Origin of the sequence: Streptomyces sp. M41(2017), assembly GCF_002078175.1 — a bacterium.
In the GTDB taxonomy this organism is placed as follows: domain Bacteria; phylum Actinomycetota; class Actinomycetes; order Streptomycetales; family Streptomycetaceae; genus Streptomyces.
Genome location: NZ_MWFK01000001.1, coordinates 1,697,495 through 1,716,125 on the forward strand (window position 1 = coordinate 1,697,495; position 18,631 = coordinate 1,716,125).

At 72.6% G+C, this 18,631-nt stretch carries 14 protein-coding genes and 1 pseudogene; 7 read left to right on the forward strand and 8 right to left on the reverse strand.

All coding sequences use genetic code 11. From position 1 onward, the window contains the following. Positions 1-108: 108 nt before the first annotated feature. The gene (gene cdgB, locus B0675_RS07390) at positions 109-1,806 is read right to left on the reverse strand and encodes a diguanylate cyclase CdgB (RefSeq protein WP_081217941.1); all 1,698 of its coding nucleotides are present in this window, start codon (positions 1,804-1,806) and stop codon (positions 109-111) included. A gap of 550 nt (positions 1,807-2,356) precedes the next feature. On the opposite strand from cdgB, the gene B0675_RS07395 reads away from it, so the two are divergent. Beyond that, positions 2,357-2,839 carry a flavin reductase family protein gene (locus B0675_RS07395; RefSeq protein WP_164372129.1) on the forward strand — a complete coding sequence of 161 codons (483 nt, stop codon included), beginning with the start codon at positions 2,357-2,359 and terminating at the stop codon, positions 2,837-2,839. A 70-nt stretch (positions 2,840-2,909) separates the two neighbouring features. On the opposite strand, the gene arfB is transcribed toward B0675_RS07395, so the two are convergent. Beyond that, the gene (arfB, locus tag B0675_RS07400) at positions 2,910-3,338 is read right to left on the reverse strand and encodes an alternative ribosome rescue aminoacyl-tRNA hydrolase ArfB (protein ID WP_081217943.1); all 429 of its coding nucleotides are present in this window, start codon (positions 3,336-3,338) and stop codon (positions 2,910-2,912) included. A 192-nt stretch (positions 3,339-3,530) separates the two neighbouring features. On the opposite strand from arfB, the gene B0675_RS07405 reads away from it, so the two are divergent. Next, on the forward strand, positions 3,531-4,106 hold the full coding sequence (locus B0675_RS07405; protein WP_081217944.1) for a TerD family protein: 576 nt from the start codon (positions 3,531-3,533) through the stop codon (positions 4,104-4,106). Positions 4,107-4,170: 64 nt separating this feature from the next. On the opposite strand, the gene B0675_RS07410 is transcribed toward B0675_RS07405, so the two are convergent. Next, positions 4,171-5,574, reverse strand: a complete 1,404-nt coding sequence (locus B0675_RS07410; RefSeq protein WP_241539909.1) for a M1 family metallopeptidase — start codon at positions 5,572-5,574, stop codon at positions 4,171-4,173. Positions 5,575-6,158: 584 nt separating this feature from the next. Here B0675_RS07410 and B0675_RS07415 point away from each other — a divergent pair. Further along, positions 6,159-6,659 (forward strand): hypothetical protein, encoded by a 501-nt coding sequence (locus tag B0675_RS07415; protein ID WP_081217946.1) that lies wholly within the window; start codon positions 6,159-6,161, stop codon positions 6,657-6,659. Here the strand turns inward: B0675_RS07415 and B0675_RS07420 are convergent. Continuing rightward, entirely contained in the window at positions 6,656-7,357 is a 702-nt protein-coding gene (locus B0675_RS07420; RefSeq protein WP_107482576.1) for a pentapeptide repeat-containing protein, read from the reverse strand. The genes B0675_RS07415 and B0675_RS07420 overlap by 4 nt on opposite strands. Before the next feature lie 149 nt (positions 7,358-7,506). Here B0675_RS07420 and B0675_RS07425 point away from each other — a divergent pair, with 149 nt between their 5' ends. The 3 genes from B0675_RS07425 to B0675_RS07435 all read left to right on the forward strand — a co-directional run bounded on the left by B0675_RS07425 (position 7,507) and on the right by B0675_RS07435 (position 11,393). Next, positions 7,507-8,673 carry an NAD(P)-binding protein gene (locus B0675_RS07425; RefSeq protein WP_081217948.1) on the forward strand — a complete coding sequence of 389 codons (1,167 nt, stop codon included), beginning with the start codon at positions 7,507-7,509 and terminating at the stop codon, positions 8,671-8,673. Positions 8,674-8,829: 156 nt separating this feature from the next. Beyond that, positions 8,830-9,813 carry a zinc-binding dehydrogenase gene (locus tag B0675_RS07430; RefSeq protein ID WP_081217949.1) on the forward strand — a complete coding sequence of 328 codons (984 nt, stop codon included), beginning with the start codon at positions 8,830-8,832 and terminating at the stop codon, positions 9,811-9,813. 80 nt (positions 9,814-9,893) lie between these two features. Then, positions 9,894-11,393, forward strand: a complete 1,500-nt coding sequence (locus tag B0675_RS07435) for an MFS transporter (RefSeq protein WP_081217950.1) — start codon at positions 9,894-9,896, stop codon at positions 11,391-11,393. 28 nt (positions 11,394-11,421) lie between these two features. Here B0675_RS07435 and B0675_RS07440 read toward each other — a convergent pair whose 3' ends face one another. Both B0675_RS07440 and B0675_RS07445 read right to left on the reverse strand, forming a co-directional pair. After that, positions 11,422-12,828, reverse strand: a complete 1,407-nt coding sequence (locus B0675_RS07440) for an FAD-dependent oxidoreductase (RefSeq protein ID WP_179165262.1) — start codon at positions 12,826-12,828, stop codon at positions 11,422-11,424. A gap of 10 nt (positions 12,829-12,838) precedes the next feature. Beyond that, a complete protein-coding gene (locus B0675_RS07445; RefSeq protein WP_107482577.1) occupies positions 12,839-13,492 on the reverse strand; it encodes a rhomboid-like protein in 654 nt (217 codons plus the stop codon). Positions 13,493-13,747: 255 nt separating this feature from the next. Between B0675_RS07445 and B0675_RS07450 the strand changes: the two genes are divergently transcribed. Continuing rightward, positions 13,748-16,642 carry a BTAD domain-containing putative transcriptional regulator gene (locus tag B0675_RS07450; protein WP_241539718.1) on the forward strand — a complete coding sequence of 965 codons (2,895 nt, stop codon included), beginning with the start codon at positions 13,748-13,750 and terminating at the stop codon, positions 16,640-16,642. 153 nt (positions 16,643-16,795) lie between these two features. On the opposite strand, the pseudogene B0675_RS07455 reads toward B0675_RS07450, so the two are convergent. Continuing rightward, positions 16,796-17,335 (reverse strand): annotated as a pseudogene (locus tag B0675_RS07455) (sigma-70 family RNA polymerase sigma factor); the annotation flags it as partial. Positions 17,336-17,518: 183 nt separating this feature from the next. Next, a complete protein-coding gene (locus B0675_RS07460) occupies positions 17,519-18,625 on the reverse strand; it encodes a hypothetical protein (protein WP_081217957.1) in 1,107 nt (368 codons plus the stop codon). Between the last annotated feature and the right edge of the window lie 6 nt (positions 18,626-18,631).

Here is an 18,631-nt window from a genome sequence, read left to right on the forward strand (position 1 = left end):
CTCCTCAGCGGGTGCGGTTCAGATGCGGTACGTGAATGAATGGCGAGCCTACCCGCTCCCGCTGGGCCAAACGGGGGGCCTTCACCACACCGACTCACTGACCTGCGGCTATCCCGCGCGCCTGTGTTGTTTCGGACGTGATCGTTTCTCGACGTACATCCGCTCGTCAGCGGATTTCAACACTTCGTCCGCCGTCATGCCGCAGTGTGCCCACCCGATGCCGAAGCTGGCGCCGACCCGCACGGCCCGTCCGTCGACCCTGATGGGCGGGATGATCGCGTTCCGCAGCCGGACCGCGAGGTCCTGGGCGTCCGCCCGGCCGAGACCGTCGGCGAGGACCACGAACTCGTCGCCGCCGAGCCGGGCCACCGTGTCGCCGTCGCGGACGCCGTGGGTCAGCCGGCGGGCGACCTCGATGAGCACCTCGTCCCCCGCGTTGTGCCCGAACCGGTCGTTGATCGACTTGAAGCCGTCGAGGTCGCAGAAGAGCACCGCGAGGCCCTTGGTGCCGTCGTCCGTCTCCCCCTCGGGGGCGATGGTGTGCACGTGGTGGTCGAAGGCGTCGAAGGCCTCGGAGGCGGACCGGAAGTCGAAACCGTGCCCGTTCCCGTCGAAGGCGGGGTGGCCGTCGTGGGCGGCGCCCGGCAGCTCCGCGAAGTCCCCGTGCCCGTAGGCCGCGTCCAGCGAGGCGACCGCGCCGGGCGGCAGGGACTGCGGGCGGGCGCAGAGACGGGAGCTGAGCCGGGAGCGCAGTTCGGCGGAGTTGGGCAGACCCGTCAGCGCGTCGTGCGAGGCGCGGTGCGCGAGCTGGAGCTCCCGGCGCTTGCGCTCCTCTATGTCCTCGACGTGGGTGAGCAGGAAGCGCGGGCCGTCGGCGGCGTCCGCGACGACGGAGTTGCGCAGGTGGACCCAGACATAGGTGCCGTCGCGGCGCCCGAGCCGCAGTTCGGCCCGGCCGCCCTCGGCGGAGGTGCGCAGCAGGGTGCCGATGTCCTCGGGGTGTACGAGGTCGGAGAAGGAGTAGCGGCGCATCGCGGAGGCGGGCCGCCCGAGCAGCCGGCACAGGGCGTCGTTGGTGCGCAGGATGCGCCCGTGCTGGTCACCGCCCATCTCGGCGATCGCCATGCCGGAGGGCGCGTACTCGAAGGCCTGCCGGAAGGACTCCTCGCTGGCGCGCAGGGCCTGCTGCTCGCGCTCCAGGCGGACCAGGGCGCGCTGCATGTTGGCGCGCAGCCGTGCGTTGCTGATCGCGATGGCGGCCTGGAAGGCGTACATCTGGAGGGCCTCGCGGCCCCAGGCGCCGGGCCGCCGGCCGTTGCGCGGCCGGTCCACGGACAGGACGCCGATCAGCTCGCCGTGGCCGCCGGAGACGCTCGGGGTGTACATCGGCGCGAAGAGGCGGTCGGAGGGGTGCCACTCGTCCTCGAAGCGCGGCGCGGGACCGTCCGTGTACCACTGGGGCACGTCGTCCTCGTCCAGGACCCAGCCCTCGGTGTGCGGTATGAACCGCAGGTCGCCCCAGCCCTCGCCCATGGTGAGCCGGCGCTCCCAGGAGGTGCGGGAGCCGACGCGGCCGGTGATGAGGGCCTCGGCCGCGGAGTTTCCCGCCAGGGCGGCGACGACGAGGTCGCCGTCGGGGCGTACGAGGTTGACGCAGGCCAGCTCGTAGCCGAGCCCGGTGACCACGCCGTCGGCGACGGTCTGCAGCGTGTCGGCCAGGCTGCGGGCGGTGTTCATGTCCGCCATCACCTGGTGCAGCTGCCGCAGGGTCGCAAGACGGACGTAGGGCTCCGACTCGGTCTCCATTCGCCCTCCCCTCGAGACCTCGCAGCAACTCCAGGGTTCTCTCCGCGTACCCAGGTGCTCTTCGGTGCTCTGCTGACTACGGCCTTGGCGACCGGGCGGTGCTCGCCGTGAGGACCCTCACGGCGTACTGCTTGGTAGCTTCCTGCATGGCGTCTCCGCCACTGAATCACAGCGCGCACCCCACTCGGTACACAGGGTCAACAAAATATGGCTCCTGTGACTCAAGTCACAGCGGAAGATGAGCAATTGAGTGGAGTTTCTGCATTTCAGCGCCCGTTTATCGACCGCATTGTCGGTCTGGTGTGCAGACCCTGTGCTCGCTTGTGCCCGCTGGATGAACAGGCCTGAGCGTACGGCCTCCAGGCCCCGTTTTCCCTCGCACGTCCCCTCCCCTCCGCCCCCGGACCTAGGTCCCGGTTCGGGCCGAGGTCCGATGTGCGGTCCCAGGTGCGGAGACTAGCGTTTCGGCGTGCTCACGACTCCCCCTGCCGCTCCGCCCACCTCGCCCGTGCATGCTGAGGGGGTGAGCAACGACGAGTTCCGCGCCGCCATGTCCCGGCTGGCCGCGGGTGTGGTCCTGGTGACCGCGTACGAGCCCGCGCTGGCCGCCGACGGGCCGCGCGGCGAGGACGTCGGCATGACCGCGACGGCCTTCATGTCCGTGTCCCTGGACCCGCCGCTCGTCATGGTCAGCCTGCGCGAGGGCTCCCGGATGGACGATCTGCTCGACGAACAGCCTCTGTGGGGGGTGTCCGTGCTCTCGGAGAGCCAGCGTCACATCGCGGGCCGCTTCGCGATGAAGGGCCGCATCAGCGACCGGCTCCTGTTCGAGGACATCCCGTACGTGCGCGGCGAGGCGTCCGGTGCTCTGCTGGTGGGCGGCTCGCTGGCCACGCTGGAGTGCCGCACCGAGCAGCGGGTGACCGCGGGCGACCACGTCCTCGTCATCGGCCGCGTCCTGACCGCCCGGGTGCCGAGCGAGGACGGCGGCCCGCTGACCTACTTCAAGGGCCGCTACCGGCACCTGGGCTGACGGACCCGGCGGCCCCGCGCGGCCCCGGCTCTATCCCCAGTCGTCCTCAGTCGTCCTCAGTCGTCCTCAGTCATCCCCAGTCGCGTCCGGTGCGGCCGCGCTTGGTGTCGGAGCGCTGCTTCTTCTCGCGCAGCCGCCGTTCGTTGATGCCCCGCGGGATGCGGGTGGCGCGGCGCGGCTTGGGCGGCGGGGCGGTCGCCTCGGCGAGCAGCGAGGCGAGGCGCACGGCGGCCGTCTCGCGGTTGCGCCACTGGGAACGGTGCTCGGAGGACCGGACGCTGACGACCCCGTCCACGAGGCGCCCCTCCAGCCTGGCGAGCGCGCGGTCCTTCCACACGGGCGGCAGTGCCTCGGTGTTCGCGAGGTCGAAGCGCAGCTCGACCTGCGAGTCGCTGGTGTTGACGTGCTGCCCGCCCGGACCGCCGGAGCGCGAGAAACGCCACATCAGCTCGGCCTCGGGCAGGGAGACGGAGCCGCGGATGACATAGGGACCGGACATGGGTCCATGGTCCCGTGCCCGGCCGGTCCGCGTCACCCCGTTTTCAGCGGCCGTTCGAGTGCCCCGGGACACTTTGGCAAAGAAAGTAAAGACAGGCGGAACCTATGGGACCCCCCTTGGCGTTCATAGAGGTGACGGTAGCTTCGTCCTCAGTACGAAGCCCGTACGCAACGAGGGAAGGGACTCCCAACAATGGCTGTAAGCCTGTCCAAGGGTGGCAACGTCTCGCTCACCAAGGAGGCTCCGGGCCTGACCGCCGTCACCGTGGGCCTCGGCTGGGATGTCCGCACCACCACGGGCACCGACTTCGACCTCGACGCCTCGGCCATCGCGGTCAACCCCGAGGGCAAGGTCTACTCGGAGGCCCACTTCATCTTCTTCAACAACAAGCAGACCCCGGACCAGACCATCGTCCACACCGGTGACAACCGGACGGGCGAGGGCGCGGGCGACGACGAGGCGATCAACGTCAACCTGGCGGGCCTGCCCGCCGACGTCGAGAAGATCGTCTTCCCGGTCTCGATCTACGACGCGGAGACCCGCTCGCAGAACTTCGGCCAGGTCCGCAACGCGTACATCCGCATCGTGAACCAGGCCGGCGGTGCCGAGATCGCCCGCTACGACCTCTCCGAGGACGCGGCGACCGAGACCGCCATGGTCTTCGGCGAGCTCTACCGCAACGGCGCGGAGTGGAAGTTCCGCGCCGTCGGCCAGGGCTACGCCTCGGGCCTCGTCGGCATCGCGCAGGACTTCGGCGTCAACGTCTGATCCCGACGCACGACGTGAGGAGCCCCCGGCCGCCGGCCGGGGGCTCCTCGCGTGTCCGCCGCGCTCACGGGTGGTCCGGCCGGCCCTCTCCGTGCAGCCAGTGGTCCCAGATCCCGCTGAAGTCCTTGTCCGGCGCCGACTTCTCGACGTAGGCGGTGAAGTCGGCGGTGTCGGCGTTCCGGTGGCGGTACGTGGCGGCCCAGCCCTGGACGATGTCGTAGAAGGCGTCGTCGCCGACCAGTCGGCGGATCTTGTGCAGGACCATCGCGCCCCGGTAGTAGACGGGCGGGTCGGAGATGTGCGCGGCGTCCGGCGGGTCGGCGGGCGGGAAGGCCCAGATCTGGCTGTTGTCGGCCGGTTCGTAGTAGTCGCCCTTGTAGAGCGCGTGGAAGATCTCGTCGGCGCTCTCGCCGTCGTGGTCCTCCTGCCACAGCCACTCGGCGTAGGTGGCGAATCCCTCGTTGAGCCACATGTCGCGCCAGGACTTCGGAGTGACCGAGTCGCCGAACCACTGGTGGGCCAGTTCGTGGACGAGGGTCGCGGTGTCGGGGGCGCCGGGGAAGACGGGGCGGTTCTGGGTCTCCAGGGCGTAGCCGGCGTCGTCGGCGCGGTCCACGATCGCGCCGGTGGACGAGAAGGGGTACGGACCGAAGTTGTACGCCTCCCAGTCGATGATCCCGGGGATGCCCGCGAGCACCTTTCTGCTCGCCTTGGCCTGGGTGGGGTCGACCGCCACGTAGACGGGCAGCCCCTTCTTCGTCGTCGAGCGGGTGATGTCGTAGTGGCCGATCGCGAGGGTGGCGACATAGCTCGCCATCGGTTCGGCCGTGTGCCAGGCGTAGGTGGTACGGCCCCCGCTGGTCGTCTCACTCCTCAACTCCCCGTTGGATACGGCCTGGAGGCCCTCGGGGACGCTCACGCGTACGTCGTAGGACGCCTTGTCGGAGGGGTGGTGGTCGCCGGGGAACCAGGCCATCGAACCCGTCGGCTCGCCGAGGCCGAGGGCGCCGTCGGCGGTGCGCAGCCAGCCTTCCTCGGAGCCGTCCGGATCGGTGATCGTCCGGGGGCTGCCGGAGTAGCGGACGGTCGCGTGGAAGGTGCGCCCCTTGTCGAGGTCGTCGGCGGGGCGGACGGTCAGTTCCTGCCCGGCGCGGCTCCAACGGGCCTTCCGCCCCTCGACGGTGACGTCGGAGACGTTCATGCCCAGCAGGTCGAGGTGGAAGGCGCTGAGGTTCTGGAGGCTCCGCGCGGTGATGTCGGCCGTCCCCGAGAGGCGCTTGCCGCGGGGGTCGTAGGACAGGGTCAGGCCGTAGTGCGTGACGTCGTAGCCGCCGTTGCCCGACTTCGGGAAGTACGGGTCGTGGACACCGGCCGCGCCGGGCTTGCCGTGCACGCCTTCTCCGCCGCAGGCGGTGAGGCCGAGGACGAGGGTGAGGCAGAGGGAGCGGGCCAGGGTGAGGGGGGTGATGCCGAGGGGTCGGGGCACGTTCGTGATCCTAGGGGGCCGGGGGGTCGGGGGCCGCGCGGCGACCGACGTCCCCGGGGCTGCGCCCCCACCCCTGCGCACCGTCGTCGATTCGCCCGGCCGCCGGTGGGGGCTTGTCGCGCAGTTCCCCGCGCCCCTTTACAACCCCCCGCGTTCCCGGGGCTGCGCCCCCACCCCTGCGCACCGTCGTCGAATCGCCCGCCCGCCGGTGGGGGCCCGGCGCGCAGTTCCCCGCGCCCCTTTACAACCCCCCGCGTTCCCGGGGCTGCGCCCCCGCCCCTGCGCACCGTCGTCGATTCACCCGCCCGCCGGTGGGGGCCCGGCGCGCAGTTCCCCGCGCCCCTTTACAACCCCCCGCGTTCCCGGGGCTGCGCCCCCACCCCTGCGCACTGTCGTCGATTCGCCCGGCCGCCGGTGGGGGCCCGGTGCGCCGTTCCCCGCGCCCCTGGACAGCCCCCCGCGTTCCCGGGGCTGCGCCCCCGCCGGTGGGGGCCGGGGGCGCCGTTCCCCGTGGCCCTGAAACATCGCCGGCGTTCGGGGGCTGGGGGGCGTGGCACCATCTCTACGTGCTCGACATTGGTTATGCCCTGTCCAACCGTTTCCCCGATCCGCCGCAGACCGACTACCGCCGCGCGGACGTCCGTGCGCTGCGGCACGACCTCTTCTGCGGGGACGTCTACCTCGCCGACACCAAGGCGGACCGCGAGGTGTCCACGGCGTGGGGATGGGTGCCGGTGCTCGACTTCGCCTGGGCGTTGTGCGACATCGTCGAGCAGCTCGACCGTGACCCGCTCGGCAGCCGGGCCTCCCGGCCCCAGCAGGCGGAGCTGGACTTCACCGAGTCGACCGACCGCATGCTCTTCGAGCGCCGCTTCGGGTGGGTGGACATCGAGGCCGACTGGATGCGGCGCGAGGAGGAGCCGCTGACCTTCTCGTTCACCGCGCTGCGCCGCGAGGCCCGTGACTTCCTGCACGACCTGCTGGCCGATCTGACCGACCTGCACGACGACCTCGCCGAGAACCCGGCGATCTGGACCCTCCAGGCCCGCTTCCCCCGCGTCTCCTAGGGACCTTCCACCCGGACGCCCAGTGCGGCGGCCAGTACCGGTGCCAGGTCGAGCAGCTGGGCCGTGCCGATGACCGCGCCCGCCAGCCGGTCCACGCCCCGTGCGATGTCCAGCTCCGCCGCGGACCGCAGATCCACGTCCGTCAGCGTCGCCCCGGTGAGGTCCGCGCCCTTCAGGACGCAGTCCACGAACTCCACCCGCTCCAGGCGCGCGCCCCCGAAGTCCGGCTCGACCAGGACGCAGCCCTCGAAGACGACGTCCTTCAGCCGCGCCGTGCGCAGGTTCAGATAGTCGATCTTCCCGCCGCGCACCACCACCCGCTCCAGCACGGAGCCGTGCAGCTGCACGCCCCCGAGGCGGGCGTCGACCACCTCGACGTCCCGCAGCATCGCCTCGGCGAGGTCGGTGCCTACACCCCTTATCCCCGTCAGGACCGAGTCCAGCACGCGCGCGTGGTGCAGCCGTGTCTCGTCCAGCGCGCACCCCGTCAGCGCGCAGTCCATGAAGCGGGCTCCCCCGCCGTCCTGCCCGGCGAAGTCCGTGTCCTTGAACTCCAGCCCGTCATAGTCGCCGTCCGGCTCCAACTCCCCGCCCTCGAACGGCTCCAGCGCGGGCAGCCGCAGCTCGGGCCGCCTGGCCGCCTTGACTCCCCCGCCGGACGCCTTCGCACCGGACCCGCCCGCAACTCTCCTCGCCATGCCCCCATCCTGCCCTCCCCCACTGACAAAAGCCCTGGCCTGCGCGAACCCGGCCCATGTCACATTCCGGGGCCCCCGATCGGTCCTCTTCACAGGAAGGCCCGCTGTCAGAGCCCTCTCGGACCCCGAGCACGAGGAGACCTCCAGCCATGGACCGCATCACCGTCATCGGCGGCGGCTTCGCCGGACTGACCGCCGCGATCACCGCCGCAGAGGCCGGCGCGAGCGTCACCGTCCACGAAGCGCACCACACCCTCGGCGGGCGGGCCGGGACCGCCGAGGGCCCCTACCGGACCAACGAGGGCCCGCACGCCCTGTACAGCGCGGGACCGCACTGGACGTGGCTGAAGCAGCGGGACCTGATCGGACCGCTCGCGCCGGTACCGGCCCGCGAGGCCGCCCGGCTGCGGCTGCACCACAAGGGCGCGCTGCGCCGCACCCCGCCCTTCGCGATGCTCAAGCTGCTCCGGCGCTCCTGCCAACAGGCCCCCGAGGACGTGGACTTCATGGCCTGGGCGACCGGGCAGGCCGGAGCGGAGGGTGCGCGGGCCGCCGCCAACTACGCGGCCGTCGCCCTCTTCCACCACGACCCCGGATCGCTGTCCGCCGCGTTCGTGCAGGAGCGGCTGCGCCGGGCCATGCGACTGCCCCCGGAGGCGAACTGCCCGCGGGGCGGCTGGGCCAACATCATCGACCGGATGGCGGGCCGGGCCTGGAACCTCGGCGTGCGGATGGAGACGCTGGCCCGGGTGGACCGGCTGCCCGTGGGCAGGGGACCGGTCGTCGTCGCGACCTCGCTCGCCTCGGCCCGGCGTCTGCTCGGGGACGCCTCGCTGACCTGGCCGAGCGGCCGTACCGCGCTGATCGACCTGGCGCTGACGAGCCGGCGCGGTGACGCGTTCGCCGTCTCCGACCTGGACGCGCCGGGCTGGATCGAACGGTTCACGGCGCGGGACCGCACGCTCGCCCCGGCCGGCGAGCAGCTCCTCCAGGGGCAGATCCCGATCGCTCCGGAGGAGTCGGGGGCCGACGGGGTGGCGCGCGCCGAGCACCTGCTCGACCTCGCCTTCGAGGGCTGGCGCGAACGGGTCACCTGGCGGCGCGAGTCGGTGGCGAGCGGGCGTACGGGCGCGGTCGATCCGCCCGGCACGAGCTGGCGGGACCGGCCCTCCATCGACCGCGGGGACGGCGTCTATCTCGTCGGCGACCAGGTGGCCGCTCCCGGTGTGCTCTCCGAGGTGTCCTTCAACAGCGCGCTGGAGGCGGTGGCGCTGGCCCTGCGCATCCGCGAGCGCCTTGACCTCAAGCGAGCTTGAGGTCGGAGAGTGGTGAACCCGACGACAGACGGCTCCCGCCTTCCGGGTTGCCGGCCTCCGGGCTTCCGGGCTGCCGAGCCCCCGTCGACGGCACGGCACGGCACGAACGCGCCGTGCCCGCCCTCGTCCGCCCTGCGACCTTCTTGAGGAGTTCCGATGCACGCCATCCGACTGCACACCTTCGGGCCCGCCGATCACCTTGTCCACGAGCGCGTCGACGACCCCGTGCCGGGGCCGGGGCAGGTGCGGATCGCCGTGGCCGCCGCCGGGGTCCACCTCCTGGACGCGGCCCTGCGCGAGGGCATGCGGGGCGGTCCGGCACCCGGTCCGACCGTCCTGCCGACGATCCCCGGACGGGAGGTGGCCGGGACCGTGGAGTCCCTCGGCGAGGGCGTCGCGGCGCTCTGGCTCGGCCGCCGGGTCGTCGCCCACCTCGGCTTCGCGCCCGGCGGCTACGCCGAACTGGCCGTCACCGACGTCGACCGCGTCCACGACATCCCGGAGAACCTGGACTTCGCACAGGCCGTCGCCATGATCGGAACCGGCCGCACCGCGATGGGGATCGTGCAGTTCGCCGAGCCGGGGCCCGCCGACGTGGTCGTGGTGCCCGCGGCGGCCGGCGGCATCGGCACCCTGCTCGTGCAGTACGCGCACCACCGGGGCGCGACCGTGATCGGTCTCGCGGGCGGCCCCGCGAAGGTGGCCCGGGTCCGCGAAAACGGCGCGGACCACGCCGTCGACTACACCGAGCCGAGCTGGTCGGAGAAGGTCCGCGCACAGCTCGGCGGCCGGCCGGCGACGGTCGTGTTCGACGGCGTCGGCGGCGGGGTCGCCCGGGAGGCCGTCGCGCTGCTCGGACCGGGTGGCCGGCACGTGGTCTTCGGGTGGTCGGGCGAGGGCATCCGGGACGGCTCCCCCTACCTGGTCGAGGGGGTGTCCGAGCAGGTGCTCGGGCCCGTGATGCTGCGGCGGGCGGGCGGCCCCGATCCCGTACGGACCCTGGAGCTTCGGGCTCTCGCGCAGGCCGCGTCCGGGCGGCTCAGCCCGGCCGTGACCCGCTTCCCGCTGGCGGAGGCGGCGGCCGCGCACCGTGCCCTGGAAAGCAGGGCGACGATCGGGAAGGTGGTGCTGGAGCCGTGACGACGAGCCCGGGAAAGGCGTCCCACGAGGCCCTCCCGTCCGGAGATGCGACCCGTACCGATCCATGGTCTTCTGAGCGGGTGAGTGCCACCCGGACAGGCGAACCCAGTGTCCCCGCAGGGCAGGACACCCACCGTTGGTGGGCGTTGGTGATCATCGCTCTCGCGCAGCTGATGGTCGTGCTGGACGCGACGATCGTGAACATCGCGCTTCCCTCGGCGCAGAGCGCCCTGCACATGTCCGACGGCAACCGGCAGTGGGTCATCACGGCCTACACGCTGGCGTTCGGCGGCCTGTTGCTGCTCGGCGGACGGGTCGCGGACCTCGTCGGACGCAAACGGACCTTCATCATCGGCCTGATCGGCTTCGCCGGTGCCTCGGCGCTCGGCGGCGCGGCGACGACGTCCGCCATGCTCTTCGGTGCCCGCGCGCTCCAGGGCGCGTTCGCGGCGCTGCTGGCGCCCTCCGCCCTCTCGCTGCTGACGACGACGTTCACCGACCCGAAGGAGCGCGGCAAGGCCTTCGGCATCTACGGTGCGCTGGCCGGCTCGGGCTCGGCGATCGGCTTCATCGCGGGCGGCCTGCTGACGGAGTACCTGAACTGGCGCTGGTGCCTCTACGTCAACATCCCCATCGCGATCATCGCGGTGTTCGGCGCCTTCGGGCTGCTGCACGACCGGCCCGGCCACAAGAACGTCCGGCTGGACGTGCCCGGTGCGATCCTCGGCTGCGGCGGACTGGTCGCGATCGTCTACGGGTTCAGCGAGGCGGAGCCGCGCGGCTGGTCGGACCCGGTGGTGCTGACCCTGCTCATCGGCGGTGTCGCGATGCTGGCCGCGTTCGTGTGGTGGCAGAAGAGGGCCCCGAGCCCGCTGTTGCCGCTGCACATCATCAAGGACCGCAACCGCGCGGGCTGCTTCCTGACGATGGGCCTGGCGGTCATCGGCATGTTCGGCGTGTTCCTCTTCATGACCTACTACCTCCAGGTCATCCTCGGGTACTCGCCGGTGAAGACCGGTCTCGCGTTCCTCCCGCTGACCGTCGCCATCATCATCGGCTCGACGCAGATCTCGGCGCGGCTGCTGCCGCATCTGGCGCCGCGGATGCTGATGGTGCCGGGCATGATCCTCGCGGCGGGCGGCATGCTGTTCTTCACCCAGCTCACCGTGGAGTCCGACTACACCGGAGAAGTGCTGCCGGGCCTGCTCCTGCTGGGTCTCGGGATGGGCCTGACCTTCATGCCGGTCTTCGCCACGGCCACCGCCGGGGTCGCCCCGCAGGACTCGGGCGTGACCTCCGCGACGGTCAACACCTCGCAGCAGGTCGGCGGTTCCATCGGTACGGCCCTGCTGAACACGATCGCCACCACCAGCACCACGGCCTACGTCGCCGCCCATCTCCGCAACCCCGCCCAGAAGGACCTGATCGTGCGCGAGGGCGTCGTGCACGGCTACACGGTGGCCATCTGGTGGGCCGTCGGCATCATGCTGGCGGCGGGCCTGATCGCGGGCCTCATGGTGACGGCCAAGCCGCCGAAGCACACCACCGCGGACTCACCGGTCCCGGAGCCCGTGGTCTGACCGCCGGCGGGGTCGGCGCGGCCGGGTCTCAGTGCCGGCCGGCCACCCGGTCCGCCAGTTGCGCGAGCCGGGACGACTCCGCGCTGTGGGTGGTCAGTTCGCGCCGGTCGGCGGTGCGGTAGGTGGCGTACATGCCGTGCACGCCGATCCAGCGGAACGGTTCCGGTTCCCACTTGCGGACCGCGTGGTTGACCCAGGGCAGGCCGGTCAGCTCGGTGGCACCCGCCTGGCCGGAGTCCTGCTGCACGAGGTCGCGCAGGGTGCGGGCGGCCAGGTTGGTGGTGGCGACGCCGGAGCCGACGTATCCGCCGGCCCAGCCGAGGCCCGTCGAGCGGTCCAGGGTGACCGTCGCGCACCAGTCGCGCGGGACACCGAGGACGCCGGACCAGGCATGGGCCACGCGCACGCCGGTCAGCGGCGGGAAGAGCCGCACGAGGATCTCGTACAGGGCGTCGATGGTGGCCTGCTGCGTGCGGCCGTCGTTGTCGGTGCGCGAGCCGAAGCGGTACGGGACGCCGCGTCCGCCGAGCGCGATACGGCCGTCGGCGGTGCGCTGGGCGTACATGTAGGCGTGCGCCATGTCGCCGAGGGTCTCCCGGCCCTCCCAGCCGATGGCCGCCCACTGCTCGTCGCTCAGCGGCTCCGTCGCGATCATCGAGGAGTTCATCGGCAGCCAGGTGCGCTTCTGGCCCTTGAGGTTCGCGGTGAATCCCTCGGTGCACCGCAGGATGTAGGGGGCGCGGACGGTGCCGTAGGGCGTGACCGCGTGCTTGGGGCGGATCTCCGTCACGGGGGTCTGCTCGTGGATGGTCACGCCGAGGGCCTCGGCCGCGGCGGCGAGGCCCTTGACCAGTTTGACCGGGTGGAGCCGGGCGCCGTGCGGTGTCCAGGTCGAGCCGACCGCGTCGGCGACCCGGATCCGCTCGGCCGTCTCCTTCGCGCCGTACAGCTCACGGTCCTTCTCGCCGTACGACAGCTCGTGCGCGTGGAAGGCCTTGAGCCGGGCCAACTGGGCCGGTGTGTAGGCCACTTCGAGGACACCGCCCTGGTGGACGTCCGCCTCGACGCCCTCCTCGGCGGCCACCCGGACGACCTCGTCCACGGTGTCGTTCATGGCCTGCTGGAGACGGGTGGCCGCCTCCTTGCCGTGCAGCTTCGCGTACCGGTCACGGCCCGCGATGCCGTTGTAGAGCCAGCCGCCGTTGCGCCCGGAGGCGCCGTAGCCGCAGAACTTCTGCTCCAGGACGGTCACCCGCAGGAAGGGCGCGGCCTTCTTCAGGTAGTACGCGGTCCACAGTCCGGTGTAGCCGCCGCCGACCACGACGACGTCGGCGGTCGCGTCGCCGGGCAGCGGTTCCCGGGGGGCGGGGAAGCCGTCGTCCGCGTACCAGAAGGAGATGCCGCCGTTCACGGCGCTGCCTGCCGAGCTGCTCATGAGCGGGACGTTAACCCCTGAACGCGCTCACTGTCTCCTTCGGATTCCATGCTTTTCCCCGCCCTCTGACCAGCGGATAACAGGCGAGACCGATGAGTACGGAGGTGAAATGCCCGAGATCGGTGAAGGTGCGCCCGGTGGCGAACGGGATCCCGTAGACGGCCAGGACGATCACCAGGTACGCGTACCGCCAGGGTGCCGCGATCCGGTAGGTGAGCACGCCGACGACGCCCGCGAGGGCGTAGCTCACCCCGATGTCGAGGGTGTCGGCCTCGGAGTGCGGCGCCACGCCGTGCCGGATCGCCCAGAGCAGCGCACCCTCGCTGATCAGCGTGGACAGTACGTGCGCGGCGGCGTTCACGGCGAGCCAGCGCGCGGTGCCGAGCCAGCGTTCGGCGGGTGCCTGGAAGACGGTGTAGAGCACGGCGTACGGCAGCCAGCGTCCGCCGTCGATCCACATCGCGCTGGCGATCAGCACGCGCACCGGGTTGCTCGACAGCTCGTGCAGGTTCGTCGAGCGCTGCCGCAGGAAGTCCGCTTCGAAATCCGGAGACATGTGATGCATCGCGACGGTGGTGATGAACAGGATCGCCAGCCAGATGTACGTGCCGGGGGCGACGCGCACATATGTCCACACCCTGTGGACAACTCGCTCACCGCGCATGGTCAGCTTCAGCCATGCCAGTAGTGTCCCTTATGTGACCGGCGTTCCGGCGTCATCGGGAACCAGCCGCTCCGGATCGCGCGACCCCGGCGTCGCGCCCCGTATACGCCTCGAACACACGAATCTCACGTTCGTAAGAGTGTTCGTAACAGTGGCTCGCTACTCTCCGGTGGTGTGAGTGTTACGGGTGGTGCGGAAGATCTGCGTTTTTCCTTACTGGGCCCGCTGCGGGCCTGGCGGGGCGGGACGGAGCTGGTGCTCGGTCCGCCGCAGCAGCGGGCGGTGCTGGCGGTGCTGCTGCTGCGCGGTGGACGCGCGGCCGGCGTCGGTGAACTCGTCGACGGCGTCTGGGGCCGCACCCCGCCGTCGGGCGCCGTCCCGATGCTGCGCACCTACGCGTCCCGGCTGCGCAAGGTGCTGGAGCCCGCCCGGCCGGCGGGCGCTCCACCCCGGCTCGTGGTGTCCGTCGGCGACGGATACGCCCTGCGCACCGAGGGGATCACCAGCGACCTCGGCGTGTTCGAGGAGAGCCTCGCGCAGGCCGAACGGCGCCGCGCCGCGGGCGACAGCCGTGCGGCGGCCCGGCTGCTCGGCGGCGCGCTCGCCGCGTGGCAGGGCCCGGCGCTGGGCGGTGTCCCCGGCCCCTTCGCCCGTGCCGAACGGACACGGCTGGCCGAACGGCGGCTGGGCACCCAGGAGTACCGGCTGCGGGTGGAACTCGAACTCGGCCGCCACGAGGCGGTGTTGCCGGAGCTGAAGGCGCTGCGGGACGCGCAGCCGCTGCGCGAGGCGGTGTGCGAACTGCTGCTGGTCGCCCTGTACCGGTGCGGTCGGCGGGCCGAGGCCCTGGAGATCTACGCACGCACCCGCCGCACCCTGGTGGACGAACTCGGCATCGAACCCGGCCCGTCCCTGCGCGCCGCCCACGCACGGCTGCTCACCGGCGAGCCGGACCTGTCGCCGCCGCCCGTGCCGGCCCCGGCCCCCGTCACCTCCGTCACCGCGGCCTCCGCGACCTCCGCCGACGTGGCAGACGCGGACGCGGGACCCGCGGACGACCGCGAAGGGGCCGAGCCCGTACGGGCCAGGGGAGCCGTCCATCCGTCCCAACTCCCGGCCGATCTCGCACTGTTCACCGGACGGGAGGCCGAACTCGGGCTCGTGGAGGCGCTGCTGCCCCCCGCCGACCACCCCGACAAGGCCGTGATCGGCCTCATCAACGGCATGGCGGGGGCCGGCAAGACCACGCTGGCCGTCCACTGGGCGCACCGGGCCGCCCACCGCTTCCCCGACGGAAGCCTCTACGTCAACCTGCGCGGATACACCCAGGGCGGCTCCGTGATGCACCCCTCCGAGGCGCTGGAGACCTTCCTCGTGGCGCTCGGCGTGGCCCCGCAGGCCGTCCCCGAAGGGCTCGACGCGCAGGCCGCCCTGTACCGCAGCGTCCTCGCCCGCCGCCGCGTGCTGATCGTGCTCGACAACGCCCGCGACACCGAGCAGATACGGCCGCTGCTGCCCGGCACCCCGGGCTGCCTGGTCATCGTCACCAGCCGCAGCCGGCTGACCGGCCTGGTGGCGGGACACGGCGCCCATCCGCTGACCCTCGGTCCGCTCACCGGTGACGAGGCACGCGCCATGCTGGCCCGCCGCCTCGGCCCCTCCCGGGTGGCGGCGGAACCGCGGGCCGCCGACGCCATCGTCGAGCTGTGCGCCCGGCTGCCGCTGGCCCTCGCCATCGTGGCCGCGCGGGCCGCCCACCACCCCGGGTTCCGGCTCGCGGACATCGCCGCGGAACTCCGCGAGAACCACGGCAGCCTGGACGCCTTCACCGGCGGCGACGCCCGCACGGACGTACGCGCCGTCTTCTCCTGGTCGTACCACGCGCTGTCGCAGCCGGCGGCGGAGCTCTTCCGCCGGCTCTCCCTGCACCCGGGGCCCGACATCGGCACCGCCGCGGCCGCGGCCCTGGCCGCCGAGCCGGCCCGCACGGTCCGCGCCCGGCTGGGCGAGCTCACCGGGGCCAGCCTGCTCGGCGAACACGCGCCCGGCCGCTACGCCTTCCACGACCTGCTGCGCGCCTACGCGGGGGAACTGGCCGACGCCGAGGACGGCGCGGAGCGGCGCGCGGCGGCGCTGCTGCGCCTGCACGACCACTATCTGCACACCACCCACAACGCCTCCGCGACCATCGGTCCGCTGCGCGAGACCCTCCCCCTGCCGTCCAGCACAACGGACAGCGGGCCCTTGCGGTTCACCGGCCGCAAGCAGGCCATGAACTGGCTGCGCGCCGAGCGGCACGTGCTGCGCGCGGTCGTCGAGCAGGCCGCCGCGCACGGCCACGAGGACCACGCCTGGCGCACCGCGGTGGGCCTCGACCTCTACTTCGACCGGCTCGGCTTCTGGCACGACCTGATGGAGATCAACAGTGCCGCGCTGCGCGCCGCCCGTGCCGTCGGCGACCGGACCGGCGAGGCGCACGCACTGCGGGGACTGGGCTTCTTCCACACACGGTTCGCGCACTCCGCGGAGGCCCGCCGCGACCTCGGCCGCGCGCTGGAGCTGTTCCGGGCGGAGGGCGACGCGTTCGGCGAGGCCCGCACCCGGCGCTGCCTCGCCTACCAGGCCAACGGCGAGGGCCGGTTCGCCGTCTCGCTCGACCATTACGCGCACGCCCGCGAGCTGTACCGGAGGAAGGGCAGCACGAGCAGTGAGGCGATCGTCCTGAACGAGGTCGGCTGGACGTACATCCTGCTCGGCGAGCACGACAAGGCGCTGGAACACTGCGAGAAGGCCGTCGCCCTGCATCAGGAGATCGGCGACCCGGTCGGCGAGGCCGCCGCGCAGGACAGTGTCGGATACGCGCATCACCAGCTGGGCCAGTACGGCGCGGCGGTCGAACGCTTCGAGCGGGCGGTGACGCTCTACCGGGAGATCGGCGACCACTACCTGGAGGCCGACACCCTGCGGCACGCGGGGGACGCGCACCTCGCCGCGGGCGACCGGGACACGGCGGTCGCCGCGTTCCGGAGGGCGCTCGCCCTCCTGGAGGAGACCGGCCACCCGGAGGCACCGGACCTGCGGGAGACCCTGCGCGGTCTGGACGACTCGGGCCGGAATGACGGGGGCACGAGCGGGAGCGGAGGCGCGTGATCAGGCGGCGGCGCGCTCCGGTCGTCCGGACGGCGCCTGCCGGTCCTGTTCCTGGCGGTCCTGTGTCCGCCGGTCCTCGGCCGCCGGGTCCTGTGCCTGCCGGGTGCTCCGCCGTTCCGTCCGCGCCGGCTCCCGGTCCGCGTCCTCCACGACGACGCCGTGGTCGCGCAGGGCCAGCCGCAGACTGCGCAGGGCGTAGTACACCCGGGACTTGACCGTGCCCTGGGGGATGCCGAGGGCGTCCGCGGCCTCCTGGGTGGTGCGGTCCGCGAAGAACGTCGCCCGGATGACGTCACGGTGGGCTGGCGTGAGCTTCTCCAGCGCCTCCTGCACCACGATCGACGACAGCATCTGCTCGATGTCGTCGACCTCGGCGCCCAGTTCGCTCAGCCAGGTGGCACCGCCGATCTCCAACGGCCGCGCCATCCGCGTCCGGTGCCCGTCGATGACGAGGTTGCGCGCCACCCGGAACATCCAGGGGCGCACCGCCATCCCCTCGTCGTCGACCAGGTTCCGCTTGTTCCAGCAGCGCAGCAGTGTCTCCTGGATGACGTCCTCGGTACGGTGCGTGTCCCCGCCGAGCATGCGCAGCACGTACGTGTAGAGCGCCGGACCGTGTTCCAGATACAGGTCGCGCAGCGCCCGCTCCTCGGCGGAGACCGCGCTCGCCGATCCGATGACCGTCACGTTCATGGTGTGCTCCTGTTCCTTGGGAATGGCCGGCCCCGTGGGGGGTACGAGGAGCCGGGTCCTTCCGGGGAACGGAGTGTTCCGAGGGGTGTTCCACGTTCGTTTGACGTCGGTTGTACGGATCGATGGACGAGCTGGTCGGGACGGGTGTGACCAGAGGTACGGATGAGGTTTGCGCTCCGTGACTCAGACGTAGGCCGCCAGTGCCTCCACCTGCTTGCGGACCTGGCCGACGAGCGCCGCGTATCCCGGGGGCAGCAGACCGTTGCGTTCCAACGTGGCCCACATGTGCAGCAGTTCACGGCCGTGCGCGACCACCGCCCGGTCGTCGTCGAGCTGCTGCCACGCGGCCGCCGCCCGCGCCACCTCCGCCGGGGCCCGGCCGTCCCGGGCGCGGCACCGGATCCGGGCCACCGCGAGGGCCAGCACGATGGCCTCCCGGTGGTCGCCACGCAGGTGGGCGAGGTAGGCCTCGACGGCCCGCGCCTCCACGGCGTGCGGATGCTCGGCGCCCAGCGACTCGGTGAGGCCCTCGCGCAGCTCGGTCGCGTCGTCGAAGGCCTCGTCGAGCATGCCCGCGGCGGCGAGCCCGTTGATCCGGCCGATCCGCTCGGTGAGCCAGTCCGGGAAGTCGGTGCGTACGGCGGGCGCGGTCACGGCCGCCGGGTCCGGCACCTCCGCCCGCGCGGCGGCGGTGGCCCGTGCCCGGGCCACCGCGGTCGCGACGGCGGAGGCGGTGGCCGCGGCGGACGGCGGCACGACGACGGCCGCGGGGGCGGATGCCCGCTCGGGGACGGCGGCCGGAAGCGGCGCGGGCGCCACCAGGTCGACGGGGGCGGCGACCGGCGCGGGCGCCGGGGATGCGAACACGGCCGGGGCGGCGACCGGCGCGGGCGTCGGGGCCGGAATCGCGGGGGCGGACTCCGCCGGCGCCGGTGCCGGGGTCTGTGCCACGGGCGCGGGCTCGGCCCGGGCGGGTGCCTGGGCCGGAACCGCCGTCGCGGGCGGGGTGTCGTGCCGGGAGGGGCCGGGGTCGGCGGCCGGGGGCGGTGCGGGGGCCTCGTCCGGGTCGAGGACGAGGCTGGAGCCGTCCGGGAGGACCCGGAGGACGAACCGGGCCGCGTCCGGACCGTCGAACACCGTCGCCTCGACGGCGCCGCCGCGCTCCTCCGCGTGGGCCTGCAGCCGGTCGAGCACCGCCTCGTGCACGGACTGGCCCGGCGCGGGGACCAGGGTGTGTCCGTCGATCTCGGCGATCCCCTCACCGGAGATGTACACGTCGAAGTGGGCCATCGCTGT